This is a genomic window from Pedobacter sp. GW456-11-11-14-TSB4 (assembly GCF_059424425.1).
This window is the reverse complement of record NZ_JBWKZK010000001.1, coordinates 398,812-425,635: the sequence shown is the minus strand read 5'-3', so window position 1 is coordinate 425,635 and position 26,824 is coordinate 398,812. Positions and strand designations below refer to the sequence as shown.

Genomic DNA, 26,824 nt, shown 5'->3' with positions numbered 1-26,824 from the left:
ATAGATTAACGTAACAATGAAACAGCTTATTATTCTTATTAGGGTAATTGCGGCCATCGTGATTATAACATTAGGAGTAAACAACTTAAGTGAACCTAGCAATGTAGAGGTAGCCATTGGCATTGCCGAAATTGTTTTGGGTTTTGCTTTGGTATTTGGCCCAATTAGCTTATTATTTAAAAAACTTTAACGCTCATGGAATTTCAAGAAACGCAGAAAAAATCGCTGATAAAAAAACTAATTAAAGGACTAGTTATATTTGTGGTGGTGATTATTATTTATGCAATACAACCTTTTACTTACGAAAATATTGATGCTGGTAATGTTGGTATAAAAATAAACCTTTATGGTTCGGATAGAGGTGTTGATAATATTACCATTGTTACAGGTAGGGTTTGGTACAATTCGTGGACAACTAAAATCGTCGAATTTCCGACATATACACAATCTGTAGATTATGAACCATTTGTGGTAACTACAAAAGATGCTGCGGAATTTAAGGTAGATCCTAAATTAAACTATCATGTAAATCCTATAATGGTGCCACAAATTTACAGGCAATACCGTAAACCATTAAACGAAATTGAGCAACAGTTTATGCGAAACACCATTTACGATGCTTACCGTATTGTGGCTAACTCTTTTAGTTCAGATTCGGTAATGAGTAACAGAGAGCGTTTTGAGGATAGAATACAGACTATTTTAACCAAAAATTTAAGTAAAGATGGTTTTGTTTACGATCAGTTAACTTCGGCCATTACACCGCCAGAAAGTTTACGCCAAATGATTGATGAAAAAAATGCATCGATACAAGCAAGGCTCAAAGCAGAAAACCAAGCCAAACAAGCAGATGCAGAAGCTAAGGTGAAAGTAGCAACCGCACAAGGTGAAGCACAGGCTTTATTGGTTAGGGCAAAATCTGAAGCAGAAGCTAACCGCTTAAGACAAGCATCTTTAACACCAATGCTAATACAACAAGAATGGATTAAAAAATGGGATGGTAAATTGCCAACCACACAAGCTGGTGGTGGTATGAACTTGATGATGCCAATTAAGTGATAAAAAACGAGGGAATAGACTTCTTAGCAGTATTTCTTTGTTGCGCTTCAGCAATGTTATATTACTGGAAGAACTCGAGAGATAAAAAATTGCTTATGGCAGCTCAAGATAAATTAACTAATGCCAATAAAATTGAAATTATTTTTAATTGGATCCGGATTGTTGTATTTTCTGTAGCCGCAATTTATTTTATTACACGTTAAAAGAAAAGAAAAGTTTTTAATGGTTTGTCACTTGGCAAACCATTCCTATTTAACACATTTTATTTACCTATTAAAACCTAATAAATACTCACCTAAAATTACTAATCTTTTAAATCTATGTAATCATTTAGAATAATTACTTATTTTTGCAGTCCGCTTATGGAACAGATTAAAACATCATTCGATTTCGAAAAACCTTTAGCTGATTTATTGCAGCAAATTGAAAAGGTAAAGCAAGTTGCCGACAAAACTAAAGTAGACATGTCTGCAACATTAGCAGAACTAGACGAAAAGGTAGCTGCAACTAGTCAGAACTTATATACCAACTTAACAGGATGGCAAAAAGTTCAAATGTCTCGTCATGCAGAAAGACCGCAAACTTTAGATTATATCAACATGATTTGCGATGATTTCATCGAGATGCATGGCGATAGAACAGTGAAGGACGATAAAGCTATTGTTGGTGGTTTCGCTACAATCAATGGTCAAACGGTAATGATTATCGGTCACCAAAAAGGTAAAAACACTAAAGAGCGTCAGTTCCGTAATTTTGGTATGGCAAACCCAGAAGGTTACCGTAAAGCTTTACGTTTAATGAAACTTGCTGAAAAGTTTAACAAACCTGTTATTTCATTTATTGATACAATGGGTGCTTATCCAGGTTTAGAAGCAGAAGAACGCGGACAAGGTGAAGCAATTGCTCGTAACTTATTAGAAATGTCAGTATTACGAGTGCCAATCTTGTGCTTTATAGTAGGAGAGGGTGCTTCTGGTGGTGCTTTAGGTATTGGTATTGGCGATAAAGTTTACATGTTAGAGCACACTTGGTATTCGGTTATCTCTCCAGAATCATGTTCATCTATTTTATGGAGAAGCTGGGATTTTAAAGAAAAAGCAGCTGAATGTTTAAAATTAACTTCAGATGATATGTTTGCCAACGGGTTAATTGATGGAGTAGTAAAAGAACCGCTTGGTGGCGCACACCAAAATCCAGAATTAATGGGTTTAACTTTAAAAGAAACAATTATAAAAGATTTACAAGAGTTGGGTAAACAAAATACAGACAAACTAATTGCGACTAGAATTGATAAATTCTGTGCGATGGGTGTAGTGGTAGAAGGTTAATTCTAAACTTTAATCATATGGAAACTCTCGGCTTTTAGTTGGGAGTTTTTTTTGTGGCTTAATTTTCTATTTTTTCGCGAGTTTCAAAATTAGGTTGGCGAAGAGTTTTTTAGGTTGGTGCGATCCCAGCCTATAGGATAATGCTAACACTTATCGTCATGCTGAATTTATTTGAACATCTTTTTTGCATAAAAGACCATGAAATAAATTCAGGGTGACGACCGCTCCCATTGGCCCTGTTAATTCTTTGCGCCTATGTGGTTTAAACAAAAAATGCTTCTCAATTTGAGAAGCATTTATATATTTAATTAAGGATGAAATTATTCTCCACCACTCATTTGATCTTGCATTTGTTGTTGTCTTGAACGGCTAAAGAGATTGTCAAATCTACTATCTAAAGCCTCATATTGGGCAATTAGTTGTTGCGCTAATGCAGGTTGTTTATATTGCGAAGCAACCTGTGCCATTGGCAATAAAGACCAGTTTAAGCCAAGTTGAGCATTTTGCCCGCCAATAATTTCACCCTTGCTTTTAGTTAAATCTGCAAGGTAGCTTAACTCTTTTTGTATATAAGCAGCAGATTTTTTAAGTAAATCATTTGCTTTTTGAGTTTCGCCTAAAATATAAAGGTTTTGGGCTCTTGTAGGCACCCCCATCATCATACGAAGACTATAAATTTTAGTCGGCATTACCTCATCGTACTTTTTAAACGCTTTCTTAGCATCTTCAATTCTGCCTTCTTTAATCAAACCTGAAATTAAGCTGTTAAACATATTACTAAAAATCGAAATATCATCAACCGATTGAGCATCTAAATAAGAAGCATTTTTAATATTTCCCCACTTAAATTTATTCATGATATGGTTATACATTGGCTCCAAATTAATTGGAGTTTCACCATCGTTTGATAAGCTATCAGTTTTTAATGGAAGTAGGCGTAAAGCCAAACCTTCACTATACAAATATTTATCTAGTCCATTAAATTGCTCAGAAGGTACAGTACTACAGAAATAAATTGGTCTTTTCCAATTGTTGTGAGCCAAAATATCAAACATAGCCAATGTACCTTTGGTAATGTAAGGTTTATTAAATCTCCATTCTAAAGCAGGTGTAATCTGATTAGCTTTGCTGGCTGGTAAAGTACCTGTACTAATTACGTCCTGCGGATTAACTGTTAACTTCAAGTTTTTAGTTGGTAGGTCATTATTAGCCTGCAATAAATAATCTACAACTTCTTTAAGTTCTACATTGCCTTGTATATTGGCATCTGTAAATCTCATGTAATCTCTAACACCCGAAACGTATTGAGACTCTTTCATCGTAATTGGTAAAGGTTCTGATTCATGAACTTTACGGCGCATACCATTAATATACCAATCTGTATCAAATAAACTTAAGTTTACCAATCTAATATCTGGTCTAACGCCCTCTACCTCTTGTATATACCAAAGTGGGTAGGTGTCATTATCGCCGTAAGTAAATAAAATTGCATTTGGTGCGCAAGATTCCATGTAACTCACTGCAATATCATGCGCAACCATTTTATCAGAACGGTCATGATCATCCCAGCCTTGGCTAGCCATGATTACTGGTGCCATACCTAAAGCAATAACTGTTGCGCCAACAGCTGCGGTTTGTGGCGTTAGTTTCTTAAATACCCACTCTTTAATAGCAAGCACTCCGAGCCCAATCCAAATGGCAAAAGCATAAAACGAGCCTACATACGCATAATCACGTTCTCTTGGTTCTAGTGGTTTTTGGTTAAGGTAAAGCACAATAGCTATGCCGGTACAAAAGAACAGTAAACCAATAATGCCACCATCTTTAGGGTTTCTCTGGAAATGCCATAAAGCACCTAAAAGACCTAATATAAATGGTAAAGCAAAGAAACGGTTGTATGAATTACTTTCTGTTATAGAAGGAGGTAGGTTCGTTTGATCGCCCAGAGCTAAAGCGTCTACAGGCTTAATTCCACTTAATGCCCGTCCTTCATAAATACTACCTTGTCCTTGGTCTTCATTTTGGCGACCAATGAAATTCCATCCAAAATAACGCAAATACATAAAGCCAACCTGGTACCTGGCAAAGAAACCTACGTTATCAAAAACGTTTGGCACATCTTGGTCAGATAGACCCATAAAATCTTTATAATAATTAGCATGTCGTTCATCGTCACTATACATCCTTGGGAACAAGGTTGTTTTTTGTAAACGTTGTAAACTATCAGGAAATCTCTCTGTTATGCCATAAACTTGTTCTGTTTTAACCCCAGCAACTTCATATTTTTCGGCCCCTTTTCTGTAAATCTTACCACCTGTATCAACTACCGGATAACCTTCGTCAGTATATTTTGGAATAGTATTATAGTTAGGTCCTGTTACTAAAGGTCTATCGCCATATTGCTCACGGTTTAGGTAACTTAAAAATGAGAAAGCATTATCAGGATCGCTGTTATTTAAGTTTGGTTTTGCCTGAGCTCTGATAATAATCATGGCGAAAGAAGCATACCCAAAAATGATTAATACAGTTGATAGCAATGCTAAGTTTAGAATTTTCTTTTGGCGTTGGATAGAGTATCTAATTGCCCAAACTAAGCCACCGATTAATAAAATAGCAAAGAAAAGAACACCCATGCCAAAGCCTGTACCCAAAGTATTTACAAAGAATAAATCGAAATAAGCACCAATTTTAACTAAATATTGGATGATACCGTATTGGATAACTGCTAAAATTAACACCCCAATTCCAAAGGTTTTAAAAATGCCTGATGTTGTTGGTGATTTTGTTTTCTTGAAATAATATACAAACGCGATAGCCGGTATAGTTAATAAGTTTAATAAGTGAATACCTATTGATAGCCCCATGATATAAGCAATAAACAATAACCATCTATCGGCTCTTGGTTCGTCTGCAATAGCTTCCCATTTTAAAATGGCCCAAAAAACTATAGCAGTAAATAATGATGATAAGGCATAAACCTCAGCTTCAACTGCCGAAAACCAAAAACTATCTGAAAAAGTATAAGCTAAAGCGCCAACTGCTCCGGCACCCATAATGCTAATTAAAGTAGCGTTGCTGATAGCCTCATTACCCTTCACTAAAATCTTTTTAGCTAAAGCAGTAATGGTCCAGAAAAGGAATAATATAGTTGCGGCACTTGCAATAGCAGAGCCCATATTCATAAAATAAGCAATCATCATTTTGTCGCCAAAGGCGAATAAAGAGAAGAAACGTTCAATCATTAAAAACAATGGTGCACCAGGTTGGTGTACAACTTGCATTTTTAAAGCAGAGGCGATAAACTCACCACAATCCCAAAAACTAACAGATGGTTCTAAAGTTAAAGTGTAGGTTATAGCGGCGATAAAGAAACAAAGCCAGCCTACGATGTTGTTTATTTTAGAATAATTCATTGTACAAATGAGTAAAATTTAATTTATGAGCACACAAAATGCAGCCGAAAATAAAGAAATAGATTGAGATATGCCGAAATATTTAACCTCTTTTAACAATTATTAACGGTTTAATGTGCTTAAAAACCAACTTTGAAAAATATTTTAATTTTTTTTGCTTTGGCACTTGCAGATATAAAAAATGTGCGTAAATTTGCATTCCATTTCAGAACAACAGTTGTGGTGGAAAATTGTCCGATAGTATAAGGGTAGTACAACGGTTTTTGGTACCGTTTGTCTTGGTTCGAATCCAGGTCGGACAACAAATTTTTTTCGGATTGTGAATAAAACCGCAATCCGATTTTTTTTAACCCAGCATTGATACCCGCAAATCATGCCATTGCAATTTAACCCAGTTAAAATTTTTGCCGGAAGCGGTACAAAAGATTTAGCGAAACAAATTGCCGAAGCTTACGGCAAACCACTAGGAAGCGTTACTTTAAGTCGGTTTAGCGATGGCGAGTTCCAGCCTTCTTTTGATGAATCGATAAGAGGAAGTGACGTATTTTTGGTGCAATCTACCTATCAGCCTAGCGATAATTTAATGGAACTTTTGTTAATGGTTGATGCCGCTAAAAGAGCATCAGCACATTACATTACAGCAGTTGTTCCTTATTACGGATTATCTCGCCAAGATAGAAAAGACAAACCACGTGTAGCAATTGGGGCAAAACTGGTAGCTAACTTATTAAAAACAGCAGGCATCCATCGCATCATGACAATGGATTTGCATGCTGCACAAATACAAGGTTTTTTTGATATTCCTGTAGATCACTTAGATGGATCGGTTATTTTTGTGCCTTACATTAAAAGCTTAGGTTTAAAAAACTTAACCATTGCTTCGCCAGATATGGGTGGCTCGTACAGAGCTCGTACTTTTGCTAAGTTTTTTAATGCAGAAGTTGTAATTTGTGATAAACGTCGTTTACGTGCTAATGAAATCGAATCTATGTCGATTATTGGAGATGTAACCGGACAAGATATTGTGTTGATGGATGATATTTGCGATACCGCAGGTACCTTAGCTAAAGCAGCAGCTTTAATTATGGAAAACGGTGCAAATAGTGTGAGAGCGGTTTGTACGCATGCAGTTTTATCAGGCAAAGCGTATGAAACAATTGAGAACTCAATGTTAGAGGAATTGATTGTAACTGATACTATACCTTTAAAACAGGCAAGCCCTAAAATTAAGGTGCTAAGTACAGCTAAGTTATTTGCAAAGGCAATTGCCAATGTAAATGAGCATGGATCGATAAGTGATCTTTTTAAGGTTTAGGGATAAGCGTATTGCGTAAAGCTTTTTGAGCGCCCCACGCTAATCGCCCCACGCCAAACAATGAAGTAAGAATTTAAGTAAACAATTAAATATAACAAAAATGAAAACAATCGCTATTAGCGGTTCTCCAAGAGAGAACGTAGGGAAACGCGATGCTAAAGAGCTTCGCTATGAAGGTAAAGTTCCTGCAGTATTGTATGGTGGTAAAGAGCAAGTACACTTTGCTGTATTAAGCACTGATTTAAACGAGGCTATTTACACTCCAGAAGCTAACTTTTTAGAAATCACTATTGGTGGTGCTAAAACTAAAGCTATCATTAAAGAAGCTCAGTTTCACCCATTAACAGACAAATTAATCCACGTAGATTTTCTTCAATTATTTGATGATAAAGAAATCTTAATGGAAATCCCAGTTAAATTAACCGGAACTTCTCCAGGTGTTAAAATGGGTGGTAAATTGGTACAGAAATTACGTAAACTACGTGTTAAGTCATTGCCTAAAAACATGCCTCAAGTAGTAGAAGTTAGCATTGCTAAATTAGAAGTTGGAAACTTGTTCCGCGTTCGTGATTTGCAAAAAGCTGATTACGTGGTAACAAACACTCCAGAAGATACAATCGTTTCTGTAGGTATGTCTAGAGCATTAAAACAAGCAGAAACTGAAGCAGCTAAAGGTAAATAATTTAATGATTACACCGATTTAGGTGATTTCACAGATTTTTGAAGCGGTAGAGAAGAAATTCTTTACCGCTTCTTTATTATGAGCTAATTTCAATCGTCTTCATAATTTGTAACCTTCAATCCTAATTAATCTAGTATGAGGAAAAAATGATCCTTTAATATTGATGGTTTTGTTAAACCACCCCTTTTCTTCACTTAAATCAATTTTATAATAAACAGTAGAAATCCCACCTTTTGATAAGTCCTTTTTGTTGAATTTTATATCCGTACAGCTACAGTCTCCAGAAACTTCAAGTTTACTCAAATTAAATTCTCCAATATTTTTTACTTCAAAAACACCTTCAATTGAATTATGTTTTATTTTACCCTTATCTATTAGAAGAGGAGAACTAATTCTAGTTAAGTTTTCTTGTTTGGCTTTTTTTTGACTTGATTGTTTGGTTGCATTTTTTTTGGAATCATAATATGTTCTTATAACATATTGTCCAACTGCAAAACATATTAAAAAAAGAATTATATATTTTATTATTTTCATTTTATTTAATAATTTCTAAAGCTAACATTGCTGGAGTAAAAATGCTCGGGCGCCAACCTTTCTCAGCATTGAAAAAAAAAGTTTGATGAAATTCAGCATTCTCACGTGAGACAACTCCTAATTTGGGCCCAAAAAAGCTGTAATTTTTTTTGTTTCTAATGTTTTTATAATGATATTTTTCAGGATTGAAAACCCATCTTACACCATAGTAAATTATTTCATTTTTTTGTGCCAAATCTGGCAATAGGATTTTGTTCCAACCAATGGAGTAGTTATTTACTAAAATCTTGTGAAATGGTTCTTTGTCAGGTAACTTGCTTGAATTTTCATTGAAAAAGACAATTTCTATTGGACCTATATCCTTTGATTTCGCATAATTTTCATCTTTGGCTATATAAAACAATATAGCCTCAATATGTTCATGGTTATTATGAAATCTATTTACAACAGTAAAATTAATGTCTTTATCAGTTCTACTATTTACAAATACATTTTTTGTTTTTTTTTCAAAATTACCAATAACAGTTATGTTTTTTGCTGTATTCCTTATTTCCACTTCTCCTAAGCGTATGATGTTTTCAGCTAGTAGTATGGTGGTATCATTGGTAGGAAAAGTAAATGATAGGGGTTTATAACCAAAATAATTTATGATTATAATTCTTTGTTTATAAGCATTTTCAATTTTAATGACCCCAAGGTCACTTGTAATTATCTTATCATTAGTAGCTTTTAAATTAAAATTTGAAAGATTGATTTTAGTTGTAGAGTCTAAAACTTTTAAAATTTGAGCTTGGCCAGGTTGAATAAAAAAAATACCCATAATAGTAATTACAGGTATCATTCTTTTAAGCATTTTTAATTTATGCATTATTGAGGGTTGTCTTGAACTACTTCTTCTATTGGGCCATAATAATTTTTGCAAGAATGGCTTACCCAAAAAGTGTGTTTGCAAATCTTAAAATTACCGTCTGCATCAATACACAACGTTTCGCCAAACATTGCTGAGGGTGTGTCGCAGTTAACTTCTTCAGGCGTCACAGCATATGCAGTTAAAAAAGAGCAAGCAGCTATAATAGCTGTTAATAAAGGGTTTTTAATTTTTTCATAATGTATAGTTATTGGTTTAACCTCAAAAGAAAAAAAAAACATTTGATTATCGCAAGGGAAAAGTGAAATATTTTTTATCAAAGGTAATTTTTAAAGACAATGAATTTTAACATACAAGCAATCCTTCCTCACGTTCCGACTTTTTTCTAACTTAGCCAAATGAAATTTCTCATCGTTGGGCTAGGAAATATTGGCCCGGAATATGCACATACACGCCATAATATTGGTTTTGATATTGCCGATCAGTTGGTAAAAGATTTAGACGGAAGTTTTGAACTATTGCGTTTGGCTTATTATGCCGAGGTAAGTCATAAAGGCAAAAAATTGCATGTAATTAAACCTACTACTTTTATGAATTTGAGTGGTAAGGCTGTAAATTATTGGATGAAAGAGTTGAAAATAGCGCCAGAAAATGTTTTGGTTTTAGTTGATGATTTAGCGCTTCCGTTAGGTAAATTACGAATGAAATTGCAAGGTAGCAGTGCCGGCCATAACGGTTTAAAAAGTATTGAAGAAGTTTGCGGCGGACAAAATTATGCTCGTTTACGTTTCGGGATTAGTGATAATTTTAGAAAGGGCCAACAAGCTGAATATGTATTAGGTCTGTTTGATAAAGATGAGCAGAAAGAGCTGCCAACATTAATTAATAGGGGAGTTACCATGATTAAAAGTTTTGTAACCATCGGCCCTGCCCAAACCATGACACTTTTTAACAAGTAAAGCTAAAGCCCCTTTAGGGGTTTGGGGTTTAAACAATCGCTATAAGTTGTACCTATCGGGATAAGTTGTTCTCCAATCCAAACTTGAGACCGATCAAACTTGCTGATTTTATCTTTTGCAATAATAAATGCCCTATGTGTTCGTACGAATAATTTATGAGGCAACAAATCAACCAATTCGTTAATGGTGATGCGAGAGCTTAGTAATTTTCCATTTGTGAGATGAAATTGGGTGTAATTACCTGAGGCTTCAATATAAGATATTTCATTGTAAAGCACTTTCACTTGCTCATAACCATCTTTTATGAAAATAAAATCTGCTTTGCTATCTGGCGCCTGATTACGTAAATCAAATAATTCTTTAGCCTTGTTACAGGCTTTTAAAAATCTAGATAGTGAAAACGGTTTTAGCAAATAGTCAACAGCATCTAGCTCAAAACTTTGAACTGCATGTTCGCTGTAAGCTGTAGTAAAAATAACCATGGGCGGCTTGCTTAAAGCTTTTAGAAAGTCGATGCCGCTAATGTCTGGCATTTTAATATCTAAAAAAATTAAATCTACTTTGTATTGTTGCAGGTAAGCGATGGCCTCAAAAGCATTCGTAAATGTTTGCGTTAGCTCAATAAAAGGAACCTTGCTAGCGTGGGCAGCAACTATGTCTAAAGCTATGGGTTCGTCATCAATGGCTATGGCAATCATCTTTTTTAATTGGGCTCAACAAAACTAAGGGTTTACAGTTGTAAAGTTAAATGTATAAAAAACTCTTTTGCGCTTTCGCGGATAATTAATTCGTGTTTATTTGGATACAATAAAGCCAGTCGTTGTTTCACATTAGCTAAACCTATACCGCTTTTCAATTTCTCAGGATCGTTATCTGGTTTGATATGAATGCTGTTATGTACATCAAAATACAAGGTATTTTCTTTGGTTTGTAAAGTAACTTTAATGTGCGATGGTTGCTGCAAGCTAATGCCATGTTTAAATGCATTTTCTACAAAAGGAATTAAAAGCATTGGTGTGATTTGCAAATTATTTAGCTGCTCATCAATTTGTGTATCTATTGCAATATCGGCAGAGCGAGAAGTTCTAAGTTTTTGCAAAGCGATGTAATTCTCTAAATAATCTACATCACGTGTTAGCGAAATTTTATCCTGTACGTTTTCATGCAACATAAAACGCATCATATCGCCTAGTTTCTGTATGCCTTCTCCTGTTCTTTCAGCGTTTTCTTGTAAAGCTGTTCCGTATAAAGTATTAAGCGCATTAAATAGAAAGTGCGGATTAATTTGCGACTGTAAGAAACTTAAACTAGCATCAGATTTGCCCAACTCTGTTTTTAAGGTGAAAAGCTGATTACTATTGTCTAGCCTGTTTTTATATAAATACCAAGCTAAAGGCAAAGTAATTACAATTTGAGTAGGAAAATGAAAACAAAGTACAACGGCTGCCAACTCTGGCTCACCTGTCATTAAAGCGGTAATTAACGAAACTGGAATTGCAATTAAAATGCTTACCAACAACATTTGCCCAAAATACCGCTTAAATTTTTTGTTGTTGGTGTAATGGTGTGGCAAATAAAAATAAATGGCATAAATGGTAATAGCTATCGCTGCTAATATTACTAATGTCCATAAAATGATGATTTGAAATGGAGCGCTTGCAGTAACCCATAATAACAATCCAACAAACCAAAAGGCCAATCCAAAACCGATATCAATTTTAATTTGTTCTTGAATTGTCCCAGCTTTTTTATGATCGGCAATTAAATAGATAATAAATTCTTTCAAGAGAACATATCCAGAAATAGCTATTATTGTCCATAAGGATGATGAAAATCCTTTGAAAAATATCCTATTGTAAGCATCTTGAATATCATCATATTGTACTAACATAAAAGCTTCGCTGTAGGTTTTAGCAATGCTGATGACTAAACCCATCATTAAAAATAGCCCGAAAAGCAAAATAGCGTTTAGTGAGCTTTGCTGTTTTTTGATGATGGCCGGTATAATTAAAAAATTAATGGATAAAAAGCTGAAGTAGATAACGGAATATTGGAAAAGTTTGGGTGCGAAATAGTTAGAGAAGTAAGAGAATGAAATGTTATTCTCTCTGAAATAATAAAATTCATGAGGATTTCTTCTATCTCCGGTATTTGATATCAATACGATAATTGCAATACAATAAAGTATGGTTGATACCCAAAACTCTACTTTTTGTAAATCTTTTTGTTTCATATAATTGATTTTAGCACTGCAATTTTACCAACAGCAAAGCTATCAAAAATTAAAATGTGATAAACACCTTTAAAAATGTGATGAATTTGTAATAATTAGATTTTATTCAAAAAATTTGATCTATTAACCTTTCGTTATTGATAAGGAAAAATTAGGTTTGCATCAATAAAATCGTAATTCATAAATCTAAAATCTAAAATTAATATGGTTGTATACGGCATTCCTAATTGTAATACAGTAAAAAAGGCGCTCGATTGGCTTAAGGCAAATCAAATAGACTTTGAATTTCATGATTTTAAGAAAAAGGGAATTACTGCTGAAAAATTAACCGAATGGTTTGATGTTTTTGGTTGGGAAAAAGTGATCAACAAAAATGGCTTAACATTTAAAAAGCTAACTAAGGATGAACAAGCAGAAATAAATTCTCCTGATAAGGTTATAAGCTATTTAATACAAAATACGAGTGCTATAAAAAGGCCAATCATCGAAAAAAATGGCAAAGCAGTATTACTTAGCTTTAATGAAGAGCAATACCAAGAAGTATTAAAATAGATTGCAGAAAAACGAAACATTAAAAAATATAGGGTGTTCAAGGTTTATCAATCTTAAAAATCCTATACTATGAAAGCAGCAGTATTTCACAAACCAGGCGATATCCGAGTAGATACCGTACCAGATCCAACAATTTTAGACCCCAGAGATGTAATTTTAAAAGTTACCTCAACAGCTATTTGTGGCTCAGATTTACATATTTTAAGTGGTGCAGTTCCACAAAAAGATCCGTTAATTATGGGTCATGAGTTTATGGGTATTGTAGAAGAGGTAGGATCTGCAATTACCAACTTAAAAAGGGGTGATCGCGTTGTAGTTCCATTTCCAATTGCTTGTGGAGAATGTTTTTTCTGTAACCACGAAGCATCGCCAGCATGCGAAAATTCTAATTATAAAAATTATGGTCCAAACGGAAACATGATGGACCAAAAAGGTGCAGCATTGTTTGGCTATACCGATTTATACGGTGGTTACTCTGGCGGCCAAGCACAGTACGTTCGGGTACCTTATGCAGATATTAGCCCCAGAATTGTACCAGAAAATTTAACCGATGAGCAAGCGTTATTCTTAACAGATATTTTTCCGACGGGATGGTCGGCTATAGACTGGGCACAGCTTAAAGGAGGCGAAGTTGTAGCTATTTTTGGTTCTGGGCCGGTTGGTTTAATGGCGCAAAAGGCAGCTTGGATAAACGGTGCAAGTAGAGTTATTGCTATCGATCCGTTAGATTATAGATTAGCAAAAGCAAAAGCTGTAAATAATGTAGATACCTTAAATCCACACAAAGTGGATGTAGTTGAAGCGATTAGAGAAATGACAGGTGGCAGAGGCGCTGATGTTTGTGTTGAAGCATGTGGATTTGAGCCTGAAAGAAATTTTGTAGACAAACTTAAAGCAACCATCAACTTCGAAAAAGGATCGATGAAAGTTTTAGACATGTGTTTTGAAGCTGTAAGAAGAATGGGAACAGTTTCCATTGTTGGGGTTTATGGCTCAACTTATGATAATTTTCCTCTGCATAGAATATTTGATAAAGGAATAACCATTAAACAAGGTCAAGCGCCAGTTTTAAACTACATCGATAAATTAATTGATTTAGTTAAGGAAGATAAAGTGGTTCTTGATGACATTATTACGCATACTTTGCCATTAGAAGATGCCGTACATGGATATAAAATCTTTGATGATAAAGAAGATGACTGTGTTAAAGTTGTTTTAAAACCTTAATTAAAGTTTTTTGTTATCAATAAAAGCCATTGCCGGTTAGGCAATGGCTTTTCAATGAAATCAATAAATCAACATTGTTATGTTAGAAAAAGAATTAATGCATCATGGTGCCAGAACAGGAGATCTAGATGTGCTTAAGGAGTTGCTAAAAGGCAATCCAGATGTTAACGTTAAAGATGAAAAAGGATTTACTCCATTAATTATTGCTTGTTACAATAATCGCTATGATGCGGCTAAACTTTTAATAGCAAACAATGCAGATGTTAATGCTCGTGATTTGGGAGGTAACACTGCTTTAATGGGTGTTGCATTTAAAGGATACCCAGAAATTGCAGAGCTTTTGATAGAAAACGGTGCCGATTTAAATTTACAGCATGGCAACGGAGGCACAGCTTTAATGTTTGCCGCAATGTTTGGGAGAAATAACTTGGTTAAGCTTTTATTGCTACATGGCGCAGATACCACAATTTGTGATGCGAGGGGATTAACGGCTGCAGATTTAGCTGCACAGCAGGGAAATGAAGAAGCCCTGGAATTGCTAGAAGCTTAAAAATAAATCATTTAAATCTGGGTAAATTGAAATCTATTTAATTTGCAAAGATGTTAAAACAAAAAAACCTCACGATATTCGTGAGGTTTTTTTATGCTTTATGCAGGAACTTTTCTCGCTTTTTCTCTATCCCAAAAACGGTGTTTGGCTATTGCCTTGATAAAATTGGAAGCTAAATCTTTAGCTTTATTGGAAATTACAATCCCTTCTTCATCCGCAATATCAGCAAAATATGTTTTGCCAATTATCGGATTTGCATCTTCATCTGCTGCAATTGCTTTACAATGCTTAAAGGCTTCGTTTAAAAAGTGAATTGCATCTGGTTCGGTTGCTAATGCAGCAACGCTTTGTTTGCCTCCAGGTACATAAACTGCATCATACAAAACTGATGCCGCTGTTAACAAACTTTCATCAACGGTTATATCGGTTCCATCCTGAGACTGAATACTTCCTAAATTAGGGGCGATGATTTCCACAGCGGCTCCTTCGGCTAATAATGCTTTCTTTACTTCATTTAACGATTTTTCATTAACACCGTTAGATGCTAAAATCGCGATTTTTCTAGTTTTTATACTGTCTTTAATTGTGTTTTGCATACTTAGTGCCTCAGAAGTTTTTAGTTTCGTTTTAACTTCTATTGGTTGATAATCTGCTGGGTTTCCATCTGCAGGAATACTATGATTAACAGGTTCGGTTACCTGTGAAGGAACTTTTAGCCCCAACGCTGTAGCCACTTTTTGTGCTAAATCACCGTCAACCTGTGTTAATCTTTCTATCATTTTCTCTCTGATAGCTATCGTTTTTACTTTGCCTAATTCAAAACGCAAAGCATCCACAATGTGATTTTTTTCTGCCTGCGATTGGCTATTGTAAAATAATTTAGCTTGGCTAAAATGATCGAAGAAACTTTTGCTTCTCGCCCTTACTTTTCTAGCGTCAATTCGCTCATTGTAACTTGTAAAACCTCCATCAGCAGCTTTAACTTGTGCAGGATCGTTATTACCGGTAGTATTCGGATTGTAACTTGCCTTTCCTCGGTTAATAGTTTGCCTCATTAAACCATCGCGTTGGTTATTATGTACTGGCACAATTGGTCTGTTGATAGGAATTTCATGAAAATTTGGTCCACCTAAACGCAATAGCTGAGTATCAGTATAAGAAAATAATCTGCCTTGCATTAGAGGGTCATTCGTAAAATCTATACCTGGTACAACATGGCCAACATGGAAAGCAACTTGTTCTGTTTCTGCAAAAAAGTTATCTGTATTTCTGTTTAAAGTTAATTTACCGATGCGTTGTACGGGTACCAACTCTTCTGGTATCAACTTCGTTGGATCTAATAAATCAAAATCAAACTTATGTTCATCAGCCTCTGGTACAACCTGCACGCCAAATTCCCACTCAGGGAAATCGCCGTTTTGTATGGCTTCCCATAAATCCCTACGGTGAAAATCAGGATCTTTACCAGAAATATTCTGTGCTTCATCCCAAGCTACCGAATGTACACCTAGTAATGGCTTCCAATGGAATTTTACGAAATTAGATTCTCCCTTTTCATTGATAAATCTAAAAGTGTGTACGCCAAAACCTTCCATCATACGCAAACTTCTAGGCAAAGCTCTATCGCTCATCGCCCACATAATCATGTGCGTAGATTCTGGCATCAGTGAAATAAAATCCCAAAAAGTATCATGAGCACTTGCAGCCTGAGGCATTTCGTTATCTGGCTCTGGTTTAACGGCATGTATTAAATCAGGGAACTTCAAGGCATCTTGAATAAAAAATACTGGCATGTTATTGCCTACTAAATCAAAATTTCCTTCTTGTGTATAAAATTTAACAGCAAACCCTCTAACATCTCTTGCCAAATCTGAAGATCCTTTTGAACCTGCAACTGTAGAAAAACGGACAAAAACAGGAGTTTCAATTGCTGTATCATTTAAAAATTGCGCTTTTGTTAATTCTGGTATTGGCTTATAAAGTTTAAAAACTCCATGAGCTCCAGATCCTCGAGCATGTACAACACGTTCAGGAATTCTCTCATGATCGAAATGGGTTATTTTTTCTCGAAGAATAAAATCTTCTAATAAAGTTGCACCTCTGTCGCCTGCTTTTAACGAATTCTGATCATCATTTATGCCAACGCCATGGTTGGTTGTCATTTGCTGATTGCTTGCATCAGCATAATGTGCTGCTAATTTATTAACTTTTGCATTGTCATTAACAGAATTATCTTTTGGATTGAGTGGTTTTTTTGCCATAGGTTTTTACATCGCTTAAGAACAGTTGTAACACTCAAAAAATTTTAATGTTTAGATTAAATTTTTAAATAATTTTAGTGAAGTATGATTAATAGTGAATTGTTTCTTCACGCTTTTGTTAAATTTTGTTAAATAGCACGAGCAAAGCTAAAAGACCATTAAATTTGAATATGAACAAGAAGTTATTTGTCTTTTTATTTTTATTGTTTCCATTGTTTTCATTAGGACAAGGCATACTTACTGGCGATATCTTCGATTATGATAATAGAGCACTTAAAATTCAAGGGGCGACTATAAAAAATTTAGCAACAAATGCATTTACACTATCAGATAAGGATGGTCATTTTGCAATTGCAGCTAAAATTGGAGATTTGGTTACATTTGGTATGTCTGGCTATCAAACAGATACGGTTTACCTTACAAAACTTTTCCCAAAAAATGTTTACTTAAGAGCTGCTGTTAACAACCTAAAAGCGGTAGATATCAATGGAGTTAAAATTTCTCCATTGTTAGGCAATTTAGGTAATCCTGATAATAAGCAACCTACCAAAGCTGTAGATTATAGCAAGGAAAGGGGAGGTTTAAGACTAAATTTGGGCTACGGAAAATACAGACGCGACCAAGCTAAAGTACAGAAGCTCGAAGAAAATGAGATGTATCAAAATGAAATTACAAACAATTTCAATGAAGAATATGTTAAGTCTTTGGTAAAATTTGAAGGGCCTGGCATTAAGGATTTTTTAATAATGTATAGGCCCACTGTAGAACAGATCAAAGCCGAACGTCCGTTTAACTATGCCTATCATACTGCAAAAGCCTATCAAGCCTGGTTAAATTTACCGCCCGATCAAAGAAAATTACCACCTTTGGTTAAACCCAAACCTGTAAATCAACAACCATAATAGATTATTCTACTTATAAACTTAAACATTGAGTTATAGTAACATTATTAAGGATGTATTTTGGAAATATTTTCCAAGCCATTAACTTTAGCAAAAAATCTATATATGCATAAACCTACAACTAAAAAAATTTTAGGAGTTATTGCACTGTGTGCAATTTCTTTTACAAGTTTTGCTCAAACACCAGCTGCAGCAACCAATTATGTGCCATCAGATGCATTTGGGCCATTATTTTATACTCAAAATGGTAACGAGTATCGCTCTGCAAGCGGTGCGCCAGGCGTTAAATATTGGCAAAACAGAGTTGATTACAATATCACCTCTAGTTTAGATGAAACCAAAAATATGGTAAGTGGTTCAATAACCATTACCTATAAAAATAATAGTCCAGATAAACTTCCATTTCTGTGGTTGCAGTTAGACCAAAATACTTTTAAAGAGACGTCTCGTGGTTACATGATTACACCGGCTAGAAGTAGATATGGTGCGCATGGCGAGAAGTTTGATGCAGGTTACAAAATAAGCAATATCAGCGTGGCTAAAAAAGCTGGAGCTGTTAAATTTACATCAGTAGTTGAAGATACTAGAATGCAAATTCGCTTAGATCAACCTATGGCTCCTGCAGGTGATGTAATTACGATAAAAATGGATTATTCGTATATTTTGCCTAAAGAAGGTTCGGATAGAACTGGCCATTTAACCACTAAAAATGGAGAAATCTTTGCGATTGCACAATGGTTTCCTCGCATGTCTGTTTATGATGATGTTATTGGATGGAATACTTTGCCTTATTGGGGTGGAGGAGAGTTTTATTGCGAATTTGGCGATATCACCTATTCGGTTACAGCACCTGCAAGTCACATTGTAATGGGTTCTGGAGAATTACTAAATCCGCAAGAAGTGTTTACCGCAGAACAATTGAAGAGATGGAATGCTGCGAAATCTAGCGATGCAACAATTCATATTCGTACCGAGGCAGAAGTTCTTGATCCAAAATCTCGTCCTTCGGGAGATAAATTAACTTGGAAATTCAAAATCTTAAATGCTCGTGATGCTGCTTGGGCGTCATCTAAAGCATTTGTTTTGGATGCAGCCCGTATCAATTTACCTAGCGGGAAAAAATCTTTGGCTGTTTCTGCTCATCCAGTTGAAAGCAACGGGATGGACTCTTATGGACGAGGTGTAGAATATGTAAAAGCTTCTATTGAACATTACTCAAAAAAATGGTTCGAGTATCCTTATCCAATGGCTATTAATGTAGCTACAAATATTGGCGGAATGGAATATCCTGGTATTGTTTTTTGTGGTTGGACCGCTAAAAAAGGAAGTGCTTGGGGAGTTATCGATCATGAGTTTGGTCACACCTGGTTTCCGATGATTGTTGGCTCTAACGAACGTAAATTCGGATGGATGGATGAAGGTTTTAATACTTTTATCAATGGGTTATCATCAGAAGAGTTTAACAATGGAGAATACAAGGAGCGCCCGATGAATATGAATGCAATTGGTAAAGCTGTAATCGGTAATCCACGTTATGAAAACATTATGCAAATGCCTGATGGAATGGCTGAAGCAAATATTGGTGTAAACTTATACAGCAAACCAGGTTGGGGATTAGATATTTTAAGAAATCAAATTTTAGGTGCAGATCGCTTTGATTATGCATTTAAAGAATACATTAAAAATTGGGCTTACAAGCACCCAACTCCACATGATTTCTTTAGATCTATGGAAAATGCTGCCGGCGAAGACTTAGCATGGTTTTGGAGAAGCTGGTTTTTAAATAGTTGGAAAAACGATCAAGCTATAGGTGATGTTAAAGAGGTTAAAGTTGATGGTAAATTAGCGGGTTATACTATTCAGGTTAAAAATCTTGAAAAAATGCCAATGCCAATTATTTTAGAAGTTAAAACCAAAAGCGGTAAAACAGAAATTGTAAAAGTTCCTGTAGATGTTTGGATGAAAAATACAACTTGGTTAGTGCGCTATCCATCTACAGAAGAAGTTGTTGAAGTAAATATAGATCCTGAGAAAGTGCTTCCAGATGGAAATCCGGATAATAATACTTGGAAAGCTAATAATTAGAAATAGAGGTTAAAAATTAAAATGCCTCACTAATATTAAATTTAGTGAGGCATTTATTTTTGATTAAAAACTCAATTAGTTCAATTCTATTGTATTAAGCTTTTTTGAAATCTTTATAATTTCTTTAAACATATTTTCGGCACCTGCAATAACCTGATTATGATAAGCTTCAGGTATTTCATTAAGCTGCGATAAAAATTGTTGCCAATTTACGATGAGTTCTTTACCGTAAATGGTATAATAATTAAAGTTGAATGATTGGTTGAAATTTTCGTTAAGACGAAGTTGTTTAATAATTACACTTCCGCCTAAAGTGGCACCTTCTAAAACATACAATGCTCCTAAAGCATCATATTCATTTAAAAATTTAATGGTGCTAATGTTTAGTTGTTCTAATGATTGTTTTTTTAGGTTAGCATCATTTAAATCTAGTATTAATGAAGTTAGCTTTTCCCTCTTTTCAATATCAATGTTTACCGCTATATCCGATGTAAGCTTGTTGAAAATTTCTACTTCATAAAACCAGTGCACCAAATAATTACAAGCCAAAAGCTTATTGTACTGTGCTATATTTAATGTTTTTTGCATAATATGCTGAACAAACATTTGTTGTTCAAGATCATTATGCAGGTTTTCGGTATTGGCTTTTAACTTTTGTTGTAGTGTCAATTAAAAAGAATTTATTAATTAAGGCCTCTATTTTGCATAAACCAAAACTCATGCATTGTTTTTAAACAAGTTAGCAAATTATTATAGCCGTCTGGTTTAGTAACATATGCATTAGCACCAAATTCGTAAGATGCCTTCACATCTTTAGGGTTATCTGATGTAGAAAAAAGTATAACAGGAATGTATTTTAAATGAGGCATTTCTTTTATAGTCTTTAAAATATCTAAACCTGATAATCCTGGTAAATTTAAATCGAGTAATATAAGTTTAGGAAGGTTTTTTCCATCAGAGAAGGTGCGTAATTGTTCAATTGCATCTCTTCCATCTTCAACGATACTTAGTTTAAGTTCTTGTTTTATCTCACTAATAGCTGTTTGTAAGATAAACGCATAATCTGGATCATCTTCAACATAAAATATGTCCGGGTTGTTCATCTTTATAATTTTTTAAATGATAGATAAAATGTTGTTCCTTTATTCAACTCGCTTTCGAACCATATTCTGCCGTTGTGTCTTTCAACAATTCTTTTAACAATCGCCAAACCAACACCAGTACCTTCAAAATCTCTCACATTTTCCATTCTCCTAAAAAGTTCAAATACCTTATCATGGTTGTCTACTTCAATTCCTATGCCATTATCTATTATTTTGTAAATAATTTCTCCACTAACTTCCTCGCCTTCAATAGTTACAACAGGATTTTTTGATTTTGATGAGTATTTAACTGCATTAGAAATTACATTAGTAAATACTTGATTGATCAGGGTGCTATCGCCATCAATTGAAGGGCAATTTCCAATTTTAATAATAACATTATCTGCTTTAAAGGCTGAAACAACCAAAAGGCAAATATCATTAATTGTTTCCTTCATATCGATACTTACAAGATCAATATCGGCTCTGCCAACACGTGCGAGTTTTAAGATTTCATCAATCAAAAAGCGCATTTTATCTGCACCAACTAGTACTCTATCCAACAGCTGGATGCTTTTATCATCTACATTTTTGTTTTTAGCTAAAAACAGCTCAGTGTAGCTTTTAATGGCAGTTAATGGTGTCCTTAAATCGTGCGAAATCGTATAACTAAAAGTGTCTAACTCTTCGTAGGCGAGTTTTAAACGCTCATTTAATATACGTATTTCATCAGCCCGTTTATTAATAATATTGATGATCTTTTCTCTTAATTTTAATGCGCCGTTTATTTCAGAGGTTGACCACTTTGGGGCGGTATTTTTTACGATTTCTGTAAAAGTCTCAAAAGAATTTCGAGGAGATAAATTGAGCATTCCATCCTCACTTTTTTCAACTGGCTTTTCTGGATTACCTGCCCAATTGATAGTAGCAAGTGTTTCTTGTTTAAACCAAATAATCAATTCACCCATGCTTTTAGACAATAAACAGGCTATAATTCCACTCGCTTTATCTGCAAATGATATGGCTGGTTTATAATGTGCAGATAGTTGATGAGTATAGTAAATAGAATCATTCATGGTTAGCTTAAGCCAATTGATGAGCGGTTCTAATTGCTCTATATTTGGGGTTCGACCCAAAGTATATACTTTCTTTTCAAACACAAATGCAACACCCGTGGCACTATTTGCATCGAGTAGCGTAGTTTTATGTTTAGTTAAAGCACTAATAACCTCGGTATCGTTGTCTAATTGATCAGATAGTTGGTCTACCGCCGCTTGGTAGATCTGATCATTCTCATTAATTTGCTCTGATTGCCTAAACTCTAATGCCGATGATAAGATATTACCTATCAACTTACAACCTTCACGAGCTTTAAAATCTATAAATTTAGGGCTATAATTATGGCAAGCAATCAATCCCCAAAGTTCATCATTAACCAGTAGAGATATACTGAAACTGCTAGCTACGCCCATATTTTTTAAATACTGAATATGAATGGGAGAAACCGCTCTTAAGGTAGAATGTGTTAAATCTAACGGAGTTTCATTGTTAAAAGTTGCAATGGCAGAACTTTCTGTATTAACATCGGCAATAATACGCGTCATGTTTAGTTTATAAAGTTCTCTTGCTTGTTTTGGTATATCAGAAGCTGGATAGTGGAGTCCGAAAAAAGAATCTAAATCTTCATTTTTTTCTTCTGCAACAACCTCACCATGCCCATCTTCTTGAAACTTATAAATCATTACTCGATCGTACTCGATTAGCCTTTTAACTTCTGCAGCTGCTTTTTCAAGTAAACTAGTTAATGATCTGTTTAAAAGTATTTCTGCTACAGATTTGCCAATAATGTGTTGTACATCATATTGCAAGGTTGCAATTTCAAATTCTAAAATATAATTCTCTGCAGAGCGATGTATGATTAAGTAATATGGATTATCATTTAAGCTTAATTTAAAAGGATTAATTAAATCAAATCCTTGGCTTTTGCCTAAAGCTAATATAGCTGATAACTCAATTTCTACTCCATGTTTTTCTAAAATTGAAATAAAAATTTGCAAATTTTGATCAAGTAATTCTGTAGCATTTGTATTTAAATGATCAATTATATTTTCGCTAATGTAAGTGATGTTAAAATTACTTTGATTGACCGCCAAAAGGAAGCCGTGTGACTGAATTTTTCCAGGGATATGGATCGGCTCGCGGTCACAATTAGTAAGGTCAATAGATTGCATTCTGTGTTTTAAGGGTAAACTTCACAAAAGTATTATATTTTAAAATTAATTTAACAAATATACAATGTTGACACTTTAAATGTCTACAACAATATAGAATAATGTCTGATTATCAGTAATTTAAAATGATTAATTTCTATGATTAAAATGCATTGGCAATGAGAAAGAAAAGATAGATCCCTCGTTTTCTCTACTTGTTAGCTCCATTTTACTGCCATGAAAGCGCAATACTTCCGACACTAGATATAGTCCTATACCAAAGCCAGAAACTCCTTTTAGTTGTTCGTTACTTGATCTAAAAAAACGCTGAAACAATCTTTGTTGATCTTCTTGTGTAATGCCAATCCCATTATCTTTTACGAAGATTTCTACGTCATTTTCCTGCTTTCTACATCCAATAACAATGTTGCCACCAGACGGGGAATATTTAACTGCGTTACTTAGTAAATTATTTAATACTTGTCCAATCTTATCTCGATCTGCATCTATAAATACTTCTTCACAATCAGCTATTTTAATCTCATGTTTTGTACTTAATATCTTGGCGTCAATTACTACTTCCTCAATTAAAGGATGCAACTCAAATACCGTTTTATTTAGCGTAATTTTACCGTCATCAAGTCTCGCTAAACTTAAAAAATCGTGTATCATTGATACCATTTTTTTGGTTTGTACTTGTGTTCTGGTTAATGCATTTATGCGAAAATCATCACCTTCGGTTTTAGATTTAGCCAATAAAATTTGTACGTATGAGCTAATTGTAGTTAAGGGCGTTTTTAATTCATGACTTACCATAGCTACAAAATCGTTTTTTCTCTGCTCTTCAAGTTTTTGAACGGTGATGTCTCTCGCAATTTTCGATAAACCTATAATGTTTCCATTTTTATCTTTAAGAGGAGAAATTGTTAGAGAAACATGAATCAAATTTCCAGCTTTAGTTAAACGTTGAGTTTCGAAATGTTTAACGTGTTCGCCGTTTTTTAATCGATTTAGTATTTCTGATTCTTCATTGGTTCGATCTGTTGGTATAAGTTTATAAATTTTTTCTCCAATTATTTCATCAGCAGTATAACCAAACATTCGTTGCGCTGCATCATTCCAGCTGGTAATTACACTATCTAAGGTTTTGCTAATTATTGCATCATCAGATGATTCTACTATTGCCGCTAGCTTAATACTTCGCTCTTCAGCCTTTTTAATATCGGTAATATCCAATGCGATAATTAGGCCAGCGGTAACTTCATCTAAATCATTTTTTAAAGGCACAAAATGTACTTTATAAATACCTCCAATCGAGAGTTCCATTTCCTCAGAAAATGTTTCTCCAGATAAAAGTCTATCATAATAGTGCTTGGTAGCCTCATAGCGTTCTTTAGGTGCAACATCATTTGGGTGTAGGCCTGTGTAATTTCTGTCGCTATAACCTAATTTTACCATTAGATCTCCTTCTATGGTAATAAAGCGATGATTTTTATCAATTACAATAATTAATGATTTTGGAATATTTAATGCAATTGACTTAAAAAGCTTTTCGCTTCTTTGCAATTCTTGCTGCATAACAAACATTTCTTCATTAGCTGCAGATAATTCTTCGTTGGTAGTTGCGTACTCTTCAATAGCTTCGGCAAGCTCTTCACTCAAAGTCGCAAAGTCTTGTTGGGTAATAATTGATTTAACTTTTTCTGTGGTTTCTTTACAAACTAAAAAAGCGCCACAAACATCTGACGAAGAATTTCTAATCGGACTTATGTTAAAATCAAAAAAGCAATCTTCGGCGTAATTTTTACGATTTAAAATAACGCTTAAATTTTTTACTGTTCCTGATATGCCGTTGTAAGCATTGTGTAGGTGTGGTTGCAAAAAAGAAAAATTTTCCTTGAAAATTTTTTCGCTGATAGGTTTCCCAAAAACCTCGTTATGATTTAAAATGCCAAATATTTTATTAAACGCATCATTATAAAAAGTAAAATAGCTATTGCCCCAAACAATTAACATAGGGCAGGGATTGCTTAAGATTAAACTTAGTGTTTGTGTTAGCAATTGATCCCATGTATCATGGCTCCCTAGCGGATGATCGCTCCAATCTATACTTTTAATTAAAATCGCTGCTTCACCACTATGAAACAAAAAATCTTCCTTATTTGCTAAATTGTGTGCCATAACTATTGTAGATGATAATGGATAGGATATAAAATTATAAAAAATAAGATATCAACATATACTTGGGCATCATAAAAGTATATACCGTAATTATTAATGTATAAATACTCAATTATTCCTAAATAAAGTAAAGTAATTAAAATTGGCGCTAAATTCACAACGTTTTAATTAAAAGTTAACCTAATACACTAAAATATAAGTTTTGTATATATAAATTATTCCTATAGGTTTTGAAATTTAAAACTTTAAGTGCTAATAATTTGTTTTGAATATGTACGTAATTTATAACTAAGAGTTTATGAAAATATCTAAAGATGATTTGTTTTATAAAATTGGAGAGCAATCTGATGATGGGTATTTTATTTTCAATTTAAATGATCAACGCTTTATTTATCATAACAATGGGTTTGATAATATTTTACAGATATCCACAGAAAAGCTTAATTGCAATGTAGAAAAGCTAATTGAGTTGGTACATCCGGAAGATAGGAAGTATGCAATTAATTGTTTTGCAAATTGTAAGAAACACTCATTTGAAAAGAAAAATGAAATTAGGCTACTTATTGATGGTAGAGAAAAATTTTTAAAAATTTCGTTGTATCCATTGATCAGTGATGAGCTACATATTATAGGTGGTATTGTACAGGATACAACTATAGAAAGAAATAATAAAATTCATATTGAACAAATAAATGCCCGAAAGAATATTATGCTGGAAGTTCTTTCCCATGATTTGAAAGAGCCGCTCGGCATGATTAGATTAGCAGCAAGCGCTATAGAAAATGAGCTAGCATACAATGGCACCACTGAAATGATGAGCTCGTTGGCTTTTATTAAGGAAATGTGTGAACGAAATATAAAATTGGTAAGAAGTTTAATTAACAAAGAGTTTTTAAAATCAAGTTTAATTGAAATTAAAAAAGATCGGGTAGATTTAGTTTGGGAGTTAGAAGACCTCATCCGTTTTTACCGAAGATCACATTTGCGAGATATTAAAGATTTTCGCTTTAAAACTTCTTATGAAAAAATATACTTAATGCTTGATAAGATGAAATTTATGCAAGTTATTAATAATTTAATATCGAATGCTATAAAATTTACATCTATTAATGGCATAATAGACTTATCTGTATTTGATAAAGATAATGCTGTATTGGTTACAGTAGCCGACAATGGCTTAGGAATAGCAGATGAGCTAAAGCCAAATTTATTTAAAAGAGATACACAAAATTTAAAACTTGGGTTACAAGGAGAAAACTCAGGTGGTTTAGGAATGAACATTATTAAAACAATTGTAGAATTACACAATGGCGAAATTTGGTTTGAAAGCGAAAGAGGTAAAGGGACTATATTTTATATCGAATTACCAAAGAACTGATAATC

At 34.1% G+C, this 26,824-nt stretch carries 23 protein-coding genes; 12 read left to right on the top strand and 11 right to left on the bottom strand.

The window, feature by feature from the left end; translation table 11 throughout:
• Positions 1-16: 16 nt before the first annotated feature.
• From AC07XU_RS02010 to AC07XU_RS02000, 3 genes are all read left to right on the top strand, one after another.
• Entirely contained in the window at positions 17-190 is a 174-nt protein-coding gene (locus AC07XU_RS02010) for a hypothetical protein (protein WP_494941946.1), read from the top strand.
• A gap of 5 nt (positions 191-195) precedes the next feature.
• On the top strand, positions 196-1,059 hold the full coding sequence (locus AC07XU_RS02005) for an SPFH domain-containing protein (protein WP_494941945.1): 864 nt from the start codon (positions 196-198) through the stop codon (positions 1,057-1,059).
• Positions 1,060-1,421: 362 nt separating this feature from the next.
• Positions 1,422-2,387, top strand: a complete 966-nt coding sequence (locus AC07XU_RS02000; protein ID WP_494941944.1) for an acetyl-CoA carboxylase carboxyltransferase subunit alpha — start codon at positions 1,422-1,424, stop codon at positions 2,385-2,387.
• A 320-nt stretch (positions 2,388-2,707) separates the two neighbouring features.
• On the opposite strand, the gene AC07XU_RS01995 is transcribed toward AC07XU_RS02000, so the two are convergent.
• Positions 2,708-5,800 carry a glycosyltransferase family 117 protein gene (locus AC07XU_RS01995; RefSeq protein WP_494941943.1) on the bottom strand — a complete coding sequence of 1,031 codons (3,093 nt, stop codon included), beginning with the start codon at positions 5,798-5,800 and terminating at the stop codon, positions 2,708-2,710.
• 373 nt (positions 5,801-6,173) lie between these two features.
• Between AC07XU_RS01995 and AC07XU_RS01990 the strand changes: the two genes are divergently transcribed.
• Positions 6,174-7,115: a ribose-phosphate pyrophosphokinase gene (locus AC07XU_RS01990; RefSeq protein ID WP_494941942.1), complete on the top strand. Its 942-nt coding sequence runs from the start codon at positions 6,174-6,176 to the stop codon at positions 7,113-7,115.
• Between the two features lie 100 nt (positions 7,116-7,215).
• The gene (locus AC07XU_RS01985; protein WP_494941941.1) at positions 7,216-7,797 is read left to right on the top strand and encodes a 50S ribosomal protein L25/general stress protein Ctc; all 582 of its coding nucleotides are present in this window, start codon (positions 7,216-7,218) and stop codon (positions 7,795-7,797) included.
• A gap of 99 nt (positions 7,798-7,896) precedes the next feature.
• Here the strand turns inward: AC07XU_RS01985 and AC07XU_RS01980 are convergent, their stop codons facing one another.
• The 3 genes from AC07XU_RS01980 to AC07XU_RS01970 are packed head-to-tail and all read right to left on the bottom strand — an operon-like array spanning position 7,897 to position 9,519.
• Entirely contained in the window at positions 7,897-8,331 is a 435-nt protein-coding gene (locus AC07XU_RS01980; RefSeq protein WP_494941940.1) for a DUF1573 domain-containing protein, read from the bottom strand.
• A 1-nt stretch (position 8,332) separates the two neighbouring features.
• The gene (locus AC07XU_RS01975) at positions 8,333-9,199 is read right to left on the bottom strand and encodes a hypothetical protein (RefSeq protein ID WP_494941939.1); all 867 of its coding nucleotides are present in this window, start codon (positions 9,197-9,199) and stop codon (positions 8,333-8,335) included.
• Positions 9,199-9,519, bottom strand: coding sequence for a hypothetical protein (locus AC07XU_RS01970; protein WP_494941938.1), 321 nt, complete (start codon positions 9,517-9,519; stop codon positions 9,199-9,201). The genes AC07XU_RS01975 and AC07XU_RS01970 overlap by 1 nt, the downstream gene beginning before the upstream one ends.
• Before the next feature lie 78 nt (positions 9,520-9,597).
• Here AC07XU_RS01970 and pth point away from each other — a divergent pair, with 78 nt between their 5' ends.
• Entirely contained in the window at positions 9,598-10,158 is a 561-nt protein-coding gene (gene pth, locus AC07XU_RS01965) for an aminoacyl-tRNA hydrolase (RefSeq protein WP_494941937.1), read from the top strand.
• 2 nt (positions 10,159-10,160) lie between these two features.
• Here pth and AC07XU_RS01960 read toward each other — a convergent pair whose 3' ends face one another.
• The gene (locus AC07XU_RS01960) at positions 10,161-10,856 is read right to left on the bottom strand and encodes a LytR/AlgR family response regulator transcription factor (protein ID WP_494941936.1); all 696 of its coding nucleotides are present in this window, start codon (positions 10,854-10,856) and stop codon (positions 10,161-10,163) included.
• A gap of 32 nt (positions 10,857-10,888) precedes the next feature.
• Positions 10,889-12,391: a sensor histidine kinase gene (locus AC07XU_RS01955; protein WP_494941935.1), complete on the bottom strand. Its 1,503-nt coding sequence runs from the start codon at positions 12,389-12,391 to the stop codon at positions 10,889-10,891.
• 204 nt (positions 12,392-12,595) lie between these two features.
• Here AC07XU_RS01955 and AC07XU_RS01950 point away from each other — a divergent pair, with 204 nt between their 5' ends.
• The 3 genes from AC07XU_RS01950 to AC07XU_RS01940 all read left to right on the top strand — a co-directional run bounded on the left by AC07XU_RS01950 (position 12,596) and on the right by AC07XU_RS01940 (position 14,720).
• Positions 12,596-12,943, top strand: coding sequence for a Spx/MgsR family RNA polymerase-binding regulatory protein (locus AC07XU_RS01950; RefSeq protein WP_494941934.1), 348 nt, complete (start codon positions 12,596-12,598; stop codon positions 12,941-12,943).
• Positions 12,944-13,012: 69 nt separating this feature from the next.
• Positions 13,013-14,170: a zinc-dependent alcohol dehydrogenase gene (locus tag AC07XU_RS01945; RefSeq protein WP_494941933.1), complete on the top strand. Its 1,158-nt coding sequence runs from the start codon at positions 13,013-13,015 to the stop codon at positions 14,168-14,170.
• Between the two features lie 79 nt (positions 14,171-14,249).
• Positions 14,250-14,720: an ankyrin repeat domain-containing protein gene (locus tag AC07XU_RS01940; protein WP_494941932.1), complete on the top strand. Its 471-nt coding sequence runs from the start codon at positions 14,250-14,252 to the stop codon at positions 14,718-14,720.
• A gap of 98 nt (positions 14,721-14,818) precedes the next feature.
• Here AC07XU_RS01940 and AC07XU_RS01935 read toward each other — a convergent pair whose 3' ends face one another.
• Positions 14,819-16,981 carry a catalase gene (locus tag AC07XU_RS01935; protein ID WP_494941931.1) on the bottom strand — a complete coding sequence of 721 codons (2,163 nt, stop codon included), beginning with the start codon at positions 16,979-16,981 and terminating at the stop codon, positions 14,819-14,821.
• Between the two features lie 170 nt (positions 16,982-17,151).
• Here AC07XU_RS01935 and AC07XU_RS01930 point away from each other — a divergent pair, with 170 nt between their 5' ends.
• Together AC07XU_RS01930 and AC07XU_RS01925 are read left to right on the top strand one after the other, a co-directional pair.
• Positions 17,152-17,883, top strand: coding sequence for a hypothetical protein (locus AC07XU_RS01930; RefSeq protein WP_494941930.1), 732 nt, complete (start codon positions 17,152-17,154; stop codon positions 17,881-17,883).
• Between the two features lie 105 nt (positions 17,884-17,988).
• Positions 17,989-19,968: a M1 family metallopeptidase gene (locus AC07XU_RS01925; RefSeq protein ID WP_494941929.1), complete on the top strand. Its 1,980-nt coding sequence runs from the start codon at positions 17,989-17,991 to the stop codon at positions 19,966-19,968.
• Between the two features lie 75 nt (positions 19,969-20,043).
• Here the strand turns inward: AC07XU_RS01925 and AC07XU_RS01920 are convergent, their stop codons facing one another.
• The 4 genes from AC07XU_RS01920 to AC07XU_RS01905 all read right to left on the bottom strand — a co-directional run bounded on the left by AC07XU_RS01920 (position 20,044) and on the right by AC07XU_RS01905 (position 25,441).
• Entirely contained in the window at positions 20,044-20,637 is a 594-nt protein-coding gene (locus AC07XU_RS01920; RefSeq protein ID WP_494941928.1) for a biliverdin-producing heme oxygenase, read from the bottom strand.
• A gap of 14 nt (positions 20,638-20,651) precedes the next feature.
• Positions 20,652-21,071, bottom strand: coding sequence for a response regulator (locus AC07XU_RS01915; protein WP_494941927.1), 420 nt, complete (start codon positions 21,069-21,071; stop codon positions 20,652-20,654).
• A gap of 2 nt (positions 21,072-21,073) precedes the next feature.
• Positions 21,074-23,281, bottom strand: a complete 2,208-nt coding sequence (locus tag AC07XU_RS01910; RefSeq protein WP_494941926.1) for an ATP-binding protein — start codon at positions 23,279-23,281, stop codon at positions 21,074-21,076.
• 129 nt (positions 23,282-23,410) lie between these two features.
• Positions 23,411-25,441 (bottom strand): PAS domain-containing sensor histidine kinase, encoded by a 2,031-nt coding sequence (locus AC07XU_RS01905; RefSeq protein WP_494941925.1) that lies wholly within the window; start codon positions 25,439-25,441, stop codon positions 23,411-23,413.
• A gap of 298 nt (positions 25,442-25,739) precedes the next feature.
• Here AC07XU_RS01905 and AC07XU_RS01900 point away from each other — a divergent pair, with 298 nt between their 5' ends.
• Positions 25,740-26,819 carry a PAS domain-containing sensor histidine kinase gene (locus tag AC07XU_RS01900; protein ID WP_494941924.1) on the top strand — a complete coding sequence of 360 codons (1,080 nt, stop codon included), beginning with the start codon at positions 25,740-25,742 and terminating at the stop codon, positions 26,817-26,819.
• The last annotated feature ends 5 nt before the right edge of the window (positions 26,820-26,824 follow it).